Source organism: Leucothrix pacifica (assembly GCF_003172875.1).
Lineage (GTDB): Bacteria > Pseudomonadota > Gammaproteobacteria > Thiotrichales > Thiotrichaceae > Leucothrix > Leucothrix pacifica.
In genome coordinates this window covers 183,460-191,739 of the sequence record NZ_QGKM01000004.1, presented here as the reverse complement: position 1 = coordinate 191,739, position 8,280 = coordinate 183,460, and the positions used below count along the sequence as shown (strand labels likewise).

General features: G+C 45.3%; 8 protein-coding genes. 3 read left to right on the top strand and 5 right to left on the bottom strand.

Annotation, left to right across the window (positions count from 1 at the left end):
* Positions 1-102 precede the first annotated feature (102 nt).
* Both DKW60_RS02395 and DKW60_RS02390 read left to right on the top strand, forming a co-directional pair.
* The gene (locus DKW60_RS02395) at positions 103-1,833 is read left to right on the top strand and encodes a hypothetical protein (protein WP_109836066.1); all 1,731 of its coding nucleotides are present in this window, start codon (positions 103-105) and stop codon (positions 1,831-1,833) included.
* Positions 1,834-1,918: 85 nt separating this feature from the next.
* Positions 1,919-2,647, top strand: a complete 729-nt coding sequence (locus DKW60_RS02390; RefSeq protein ID WP_109836065.1) for a glutathione S-transferase family protein — start codon at positions 1,919-1,921, stop codon at positions 2,645-2,647.
* A 17-nt stretch (positions 2,648-2,664) separates the two neighbouring features.
* On the opposite strand, the gene DKW60_RS02385 is transcribed toward DKW60_RS02390, so the two are convergent.
* The 3 genes from DKW60_RS02385 to DKW60_RS02375 form a co-directional block, all read right to left on the bottom strand.
* A complete protein-coding gene (locus tag DKW60_RS02385) occupies positions 2,665-3,384 on the bottom strand; it encodes a rhomboid family intramembrane serine protease (protein ID WP_109836064.1) in 720 nt (239 codons plus the stop codon).
* A gap of 61 nt (positions 3,385-3,445) precedes the next feature.
* Positions 3,446-4,795 carry an MATE family efflux transporter gene (locus DKW60_RS02380; protein WP_109836063.1) on the bottom strand — a complete coding sequence of 450 codons (1,350 nt, stop codon included), beginning with the start codon at positions 4,793-4,795 and terminating at the stop codon, positions 3,446-3,448.
* 40 nt (positions 4,796-4,835) lie between these two features.
* Positions 4,836-5,213: an HIT domain-containing protein gene (locus DKW60_RS02375; protein WP_109836062.1), complete on the bottom strand. Its 378-nt coding sequence runs from the start codon at positions 5,211-5,213 to the stop codon at positions 4,836-4,838.
* A gap of 172 nt (positions 5,214-5,385) precedes the next feature.
* Between DKW60_RS02375 and DKW60_RS02370 the strand changes: the two genes are divergently transcribed.
* On the top strand, positions 5,386-6,459 hold the full coding sequence (locus DKW60_RS02370) for a glycosyltransferase (RefSeq protein ID WP_109836061.1): 1,074 nt from the start codon (positions 5,386-5,388) through the stop codon (positions 6,457-6,459).
* Here the strand turns inward: DKW60_RS02370 and DKW60_RS02365 are convergent.
* Together DKW60_RS02365 and DKW60_RS02360 are read right to left on the bottom strand one after the other, a co-directional pair.
* Positions 6,418-7,314 carry a polysaccharide deacetylase family protein gene (locus tag DKW60_RS02365; protein ID WP_109836060.1) on the bottom strand — a complete coding sequence of 299 codons (897 nt, stop codon included), beginning with the start codon at positions 7,312-7,314 and terminating at the stop codon, positions 6,418-6,420. The two genes, DKW60_RS02370 and DKW60_RS02365, sit on opposite strands and share 42 nt — an antisense overlap.
* A complete protein-coding gene (locus DKW60_RS02360; RefSeq protein ID WP_109836059.1) occupies positions 7,311-8,273 on the bottom strand; it encodes a glycosyltransferase family 2 protein in 963 nt (320 codons plus the stop codon). Before DKW60_RS02360 ends, DKW60_RS02365 begins: the two co-directional genes overlap by 4 nt.
* Positions 8,274-8,280: the final 7 nt, after the last annotated feature.

Sequence of the window (8,280 nt, the reverse complement as noted above, 5' to 3'; positions counted from 1 at the left end):
AATGATGCGAGTTTTTTACTCCAGTGCCAATGGCTGTTTACTAAACGGCAACAGGCCCTAATGGAGTAAACTTCTTCGATACCTTTTTTTTGAGTGCTACAAATGCAATATATATTTCGGTTTTTGGTCGTCTTTTGGGTGTTTTCTTGCCCTGTTTTCGCAGATGACACGTCTGAAGGCCCTAAATCAGAGGTCGCAACGGCTCCAGCGGTTGTTGAACCGACGCTAACAGAGGAAGAGATCAAGGCCGCAGAAGAAAAGCAAAAACAACAAAATGCAGTGGATAGCCTCGCTAGTACACAACAAGCACTTGAAGAAAAAATCAAAGAGCAAACGCAGTTACAGCGTCAGGTCAAAGCGGCTGATGCGACACAGAAGCCTGAGCTTCAGGCGCAGCTGGATAAACTTAATGCTGAAATCAAAAATCTGAAAACCACGTTTGAGCAGGTTGCCATCGGTGGAATCAGTCTGGAATCATTTGGTCAGGCAGAGAAGGAATTCGACTGGAAAGAAGAACTGGTATTAATCACTCAGCCCGTGCTGGAAAGTCTGAAAGACCTCACCGAAAAACCACGTAAAACGGAACGTCTGCGTTCGATCATTACTGACAGAACACTGCAAGGTAAAGAGATTGAGCGGGCAATCTTATCAGTACAAAGCCGCATCGCTGCGAATCCTCCGAAGACCTTGCTACCAGCGCTGAAAGAAACATTGGAGAGCTGGCAATCCAAGAAAAAAGACAATCAACGTGAAATCGAGCTGGCGCAATTTCAGCTGGAAAGTCTGTTAGGTAATAACGAACCTTGGTACGAGAGTTTTACTGCCTCTATGAAGTCCTTCTTGGGTGGGCGTGGTACGACTTTATTTATTGCAGGTGTTGCCTCTTTCCTGGTGTGGCTGGCGATGAAGGGGATATTATGGCTGCTACTGTTCCGAAAGCGTAAATCGTCCGGAGAGCAACAAAAGCCGCAGACCCGTTATCGTGTCGCTTTGTACTTATACAAGATACTCACCAGCTTGTTGATTGTGATTGCAGTCGTTGTTGTGCTTTATGTTCGCGGTGATTTATTGCTACTGGCATTAATGATTATCGTGATTATTGGCATGATGCTCGCCTTGCGTGAGCTACTACCACGCTATGTCAATGAAGCAAGAGCCCTGTTAAATATGGGCACACTGCGAGAAGGTGAGCGGGTGTTCTATAACGGTGTCCCGTGGCAAGTCACACATATTAATGTGCATACCATTTTCAGAAATCCGGAGTTATTTGGTGTGTTACGCGTACCGTTGTCTGAAGTGGTTAACCTCAATTCCCGTCCGTTAAGTCGTGATGAGGCTTGGTTTCCGTCAGAGAAAGGGGACTTTTTACTGATGCCGGATGGTGCGGTTGCTGAAGTGTTAAGTCAGACACCAGAGAATGTAGAGTTAAAATCGCGCGGTGGTATGCGTCTGACTTATCCTACTCATAGCATGTATGAAATGGAGTTTTATAATCTTACCCGCGGTGGCAGCTATGGTGTAGCGTCGACATTTGGTATCGACTATTCCCATATTGGGGAGAGCCTGACAGAAGTTCCGGAGAAATTTAAAGACTATGTGGCAGAAGGCTTTCGTTCTGCGGGGTTGGGCGAGCATGTGTTGGAGATTTTAGTTGACTTCAAAACGGCCAATAGTTCATCGTTGGATTATCTGATCTATGTCACCATGCACAGCCGCATCGCCTCGTCTTATTTTAAGATTGAACGTGTTATTCAGCAGAGCTGTGTTAAAGCGTGTAACGAGAATAACTGGAATATTCCATTCCCTCAGTTAACTTTGCATAAAGCAGACTGAAGCGGTCTACACGCGTTATTGCGTGCTAGGCCGACAAGGGATGACGTGCTATAACTAATGACCCCAGAATGCCCCGGAGTGTTTAATGCTTAAGTTGTATCAATTTCCAATCTCTCATTTTTGTGAAAAAGCGCGATGGGCCTTGGAAATTAAAGAATTGCCATACCGCAAAGTGAATTTATCGTTACTCACGTATGCCAAGAAAACTAAGAAAATAGCACCGAAAAGTAGTGTGCCGATTCTTGAGCATAACGGGCAATATATTCAGAACTCTGACGCCATTATTACGTATCTGGATGAGCGCTTTTCCCGCCGCAAGTTAACACCTGAAGATCCGAAAGAAGCAGAACTTGCAGCAGCGTGGGAGTCGTTTGCTGATCGTGAAATCGGACCTGCCGTTCGCTTACTGATCTACCATACGCTGTTGGAGCACAAAGACCTGGTCGTGCCATTAATGACGCAGGATGGTACCTGGTACTCGCGTACCACAACGAGTTTTGCCTTTCCCAAAATGGTTGGGCCGATGCGTGAGTTGATGAAGATTAATGATGCAACCGCGCAGGAGGCTGAACAGAAGATCTCAACGGCACTCGACAATATGGTCGAAACATTGGGTGACAGAGAGTTTTTGGTTGGGGAAACCTTTACCCGTGCGGATTTGTCGGTCGCCTCGATGCTGGCGCCACTGTTTATGCCTGATGGCTATGGGATCAATTGCTGGCCCAAGGAGATTCCTGAGCCATTAGCCGGTCAAATCAGTCGTTTTAGTGACCGCTTAAGCTGGGCAGAAAACATCTACGATAACTTCCGTTAATCCCAGCTTTGACAGACTTACTGGCGGCTATTACGCCAGTAAAGCATCAGGACAAGGCCGATGAGTGCACCACCCAAGTGAGCGAAATGCGCGATACCACCACCGAATATCGAGAAACCGGTCACCCCTGAGAACAAGTCAATACACAGCAGAATCGGCACGAAATATTTTGCGGCAATCGGGAAGGGTAAAAACAATAGTGCGAGCTTAGCGTTAGGGTAGCGAATCGCAAAGGCAACCAGTACACCGTACAACGCTCCCGAGGCGCCAACCATGACCGTATTAAACGTTTGATAAGCCTCAGTCACGGCTGCTTCTGTGATACCATTGTACATACGATACCGGCCTGTTTCCACCAACTCCTTTATATCGTATTCCTGCATACCGGCAGCCATTAAGGCATTGGCCGCCGCGTCGAATTGGTAGCTATTGACTAAGGTGTAAATGACACTCGCGCCAAGCCCTGTGACAAAGTAGAAAAACAGAAACTTTTTACTGCCCCAGACGCCTTCCAGCGCTGTTCCAAACATCCACAGACCAAACATATTGAATAAAATATGCATCACGCTGCCGTGCATAAACATGCTGGTGAGGTATTGCCAGACGCCATAGTCCTGATTGTCAGGATGATGCAGTCCCAGCACATCATTCATTTCAAAGGTGGTCAGGCTGTTAAGCAGGAACAGCGCAACATTGATCACGACCAGAACGAGTACAACAGGGGTAATTTTTGGCATAGTCAGCGGTGGTTAAATGAGATGACTCGAGCATATCACTGTTATTTACAGAGATCGAATGCTAAGCACTCAGGGCGCGTCGTGAAACACGGTAGAAGCGTGCATTCATCGCGATCGCGGCAACGAATAAGCCTGTCACAAGTCCCAGCCACAAACCTGCTGGCCCCATATCACCAAATACGCCAAACCAAAGTGCTGTTCCCATACCAATCACCCAGTAGCAAACCACGGCGATCAACATGGGAATGGCAGTATCTTTAAATCCACGTAGTGCACCGACCGCACCGACCTGTAAACCATCAACGATTTGGAATAGGGCAGCGAGGGCTAGTAATTGTGTGGCAATGCCGACAACGACAGTTTCGTGGGTGTACCAGTTAGCGATAGTGTTACCGAATTGCCAAAGAATGAAGGCGGAGCAGCAGGTAATCAACCCACAGATCTGAATGCCCAGGTTGCCGCGCTTTTTGGCAGCGACCATGTGTTTGGCACCGACGGCTTGTCCCACACGAACCGTTAATGCCATGGACACTCCAAGTGGCACCATGAAGGCCAGTGATGCAACATTAATGGCGATTTGGTGACCTGCCGCCGCCTCAGCACCGAAGCGTCCCATCAACAATGCAGTTGCGGTAAACAGGCCAGACTCCATGCCCATAGTAATTGCAATCGGAAAACCGAGTTTACAAATACGGAAAATATGCGCCCAGTCCGGCGGTGTCATGCGTTTGCGTAAATCGTAAATCTTATATTGAGGCGCATGCAGGGTGTAGTAATAAAGCGCAATACAACCGACAACCTGAGCGATGCCAGTTGACAGAGCGGCACCTGAGGCACCCATTTCCGGAAAACCAAAGCTGCCGTACATAAACAGGTAATTACCCAATACATTCAGGGGTAACACGGCCAGCTGTATCCACATCATCGGTAAGGTGTTGCCATTGGCTTCATTAAAGGTGCGAGGTACTAGATACAAGCAGGTAAAGGGGAGGCTCCAGGCTACCCAAAGAATATAGTCACTGGCCGCCGGAATAATCTCTTGTTTAATCCCCAGTACCGGCATCAGCTGAGCCAGCAGGGTTAATAAAATAATCAGGCAAAAGCCTATGGTGACGGATAACCAGATTCCCTGTCGTAGTTCTTCCCGAATCAACGGGTGGTTATCAGCGCCGATATGTTGAGAGATAATCGGGGTAAACGCCAATAAAATGCCGATGCCGATCAAGATCACAAAGAACCAGATCGAAGCACCTAGGGCGATAGCGGCAATTGATAGCGCGTCAATACGTCCGGCCATCACCGTATCAATAACGCCCATGCCCATTTGCAGTAATTGGGCGGCGATGATGGGGAGAGAAATCCGGGCTAATTGACCCAGTTCATGGCGTCGGTTAAAGGTGCTTATATTCATCGGTGGAGCGTAACACCACCGATGCAATGAGGCAGCAAAATTATTTCAGTATTTGCTCAATTTTCGGTAACACAATTTTAAGAAAACCATCCATGGAGGGGAGGTCTAAATTGGCTTCTCGTTGTTTTGGTCCCCACATTGGCTCAGGGTAAAAGCTATCTTCTTTGAATCGCGCCATGACATGCCAATGGACTTGTGGTTTGTAATTTCCAAAACTGGCGATATTGATCTTTTCGGGTTTGTAATAACTCAGCATTTCGCGCTCAATCAGTTCTAGTAACTGCCAGATCTGTTGGCGCGTTGTGCTGTCACATTCGGTGAACTCTTTACAGCTTTGTTGAGAGTAGACCTTGAGCCATGGTACTTCGCTGTCATGTATCTTGATGTAAATGTGGTCGTTTGCGAAAATCTGTGACATAGCGGACTCCAATGTGACGCGTTTGATTAAGTATTGTGCTCATTATATAGGCTTTGTGAAACCGTTATGCAGTTATTAAATCGGGCTCATCGGAAGTCTTAGACTGTCATAGCCATATGATTGTTACCATTGGGTGTATGTTTTTGTCCCTGAGTTTCAATTGGAAAAAACAATGGCGAAAATTGCAGTATTGGTACCAGATTTAACATTGGGAGGAGGGCAACGGTCTGCGGTCAGTACTGCGGAGTTATTGTCCTTTGACCATGAGGTTACTCTCGTTGTTTTCTCCTCAGAGGGGTGCGTATTTGATACCTCACTTCCAATAATCAGCCTAAACTGTTTGGGTGGAAAAGGGTTTTTTGGAAAGGTTTATAACGTCTATCAACGTCAAAAGCGATTCAAGCAGTTAAGTAAACGTAATGGATATGATGTTGTCATTAGCTTTCTTGAATCAGCTAATTTGTGCGCTTTTCTGAGTAATCGGTCAAATAGTATTTTAACGTTACATCTACTGCCCACCATGTTGTCCCGGTTTGATCAGTCGGTGATGAAGTTTATGTTTCCTTATGCATCTCAGGTAGTTGCAGTGTCAAAGGGTCTAAAGGATCACCTCAGTCAGAACAACTTCAATTTCCGCCAGCTAACAATTATTAATAATCCGGTGGATGCGCAGTCCATTCAGAAGCAAGCGATGAGTGTAGCATTCAGCCATCCCAAACCATATGTGGTTTCTGCTGGACGACTTACCTATCAAAAAGCATACGATGTCATGATTGAGGTCTTTCAGGCAGCAACAATCAGCGAAACTCATGATTTAATTATCATTGGCGATGGTGAGGAGCGGGATGCTTTAACTAAGCTAGCTGAGCGATATGCAAACGTAAAAATCTTAGGTGCAATGAAAAACCCATTTCCCGTTATCAAAGCAGCGGATGTCTTTTTGTTGACTAGTCGCTTCGAGGCTTTTCCGATGGTTTTATTGGAATCGCTAGCACTGGAAAAAGCCGTTGTTGCCTACAATTGCCCAACGGGCCTTAGTGACCTTATCCAAGATCAATATAATGGATTATTGGTGGAAAATAATGATTTTCATGGCTTGGTTAATGCACTAGATGAGGTTGGACAAAGTGAGTCAAAACGACGATTCTTATCAGCAAACGCTTTGTCGTCCGTTGAATCGTTTAGCTATAAAAATATAAGGCAGCTATGGAATCAAACGATTAATCTGTCGCTTGAACGTACCTAAGGCAACATCCTCTACTGAAATTCTGGGTATTTTTAGTCGGTTCGTCCAGTGGTAGGCATTTTGAGAAACACCAATACACGCTGTATTAAAGCCGAGCTTTTGACTCACACCGATGACCTTTCTGTTGTAGCTCCCATAAGGAAATGAACAGCTGGTAACGGACTTATTAATAATGTGCTCTAGTCTTAATTGAGATTCACGGAGTTCGAAAGCAATCTCATCAATACTTTGTTTGCTTAAGTTGAGGTGATTAATGGTGTGTGCACCAATACTCATGTGCGGCAAGTCGGAGAGGCTAATTAACTCTTGCTTCGTCATGCTACGGTAGGCTTTCCTTGTTGCTTCATCACAGCAGACCGGTGGTTGGTGCTTGTTAAAGAAACGGATTTGATCGTTTCTTTGACTGTTCTTTAGTTGGCGAAATAATTGCATCATGGTTAAGCCGCTACTTTTTTCGTAAAAAGCCTGATGCAAGTTGAGGTCATCCCACCAAAAAAGATTTTTGGTGCCAATGTTTTGTGTCGCTACAAAGAAAGTGGCAGGAATTGATTGAGGTGATAGAAAGTCTCTGGCAATTGTGTAATTGTCATAATAACCATCATCAAATGTGATCACGCAGGCAGGTCTTTCAAGGTTCTGCCAATTGTCCTCAAGGCCAACCATCTCAAAGTGATCTTTTAGGTAGAGCATTTGATCCCGGAAGTGACTGGTGGTTACAGTATAGGGACTGCCTTGTTCATTTTGATCTAATACTCTGTGATACATCAATACGATCACAGGGTGATTGAATGCATTGAACACATGGTTCTTAACGTGATTATAGTGCTCTAGAGTATTCAGAATCCGTTGCTTCATTGAGGCGCTCTTTTATAATTTCTAGCGACTTGTACTTTGCCCAATAACTTGCTGGGGAACAGTTGTATCAATAGGCAATCAAAACACGTGTACTTGTTTAATCTGAAGAGTCTTAGCGAATGGGCGAGTGCAATGCCCCGCTTATCAAGGGCAATCAGTGCTGCCGTGTGAAGAATGGCTTGATTTCTGAGATAGCGCCTCAACGGTGACGTTTTTTCTTTTCCATACCTTTTCGAAAATTGTTTTTGTTTTAGCAAGCTATAGAAGTGACTGAAATGGTAGGGCAACTCTTTCTTACAAACTCGGTGTATGGAGCGATTGGTACTATCTTTGTAGTAACAACTTGCAATTCGGTCGTAAAAAATGATGTCTGTCTTGAGGGCATAGAGTAACCAAAGATATAGATCCTCTCCCTGACTCTCTCCATTAGGAAATCCCCCAAGTGTTAAGAAATATGACTTCCTTAGGCAGACCGATGAAGCGTTAATGAGACCGTTAGAATGTGTGAAGGTGTCGATGAAGTTTTCTACAATTCCACGGTGGCCATTTGGTAGTGAGACAGTGGGATTAATGAGCCTGCCATTAGTGCTGACGATTTCATGACGAAGACTAAAAATATGATGATTAGGAAAGTCATCGAGTAGCGACTTCATGTCCTCAAGAAAGTGCGGCTTCCACTCATCATCTGCATCCAACATACAGATGAAGTCAGAGTGCGATGCTGCGACACCTGTGTTTCTGGCTATTGAGACGCCACTGTTTGCTTGATCAATCAGTCGGATTCTTTTATCCAGATAGCTACGGACTAGGGCATCACCTCCATCATCAGACCCATCATTAACCACGATGATTTCAAAATCTTGGTATGTTTGCGAAAGGACTGAATCCAGGGCTCTGCGTATGTAATTCCCTTTATTATACAAAGGAATAATGACGGAGAAGGACTGATTCATAGTCATTGTTTAT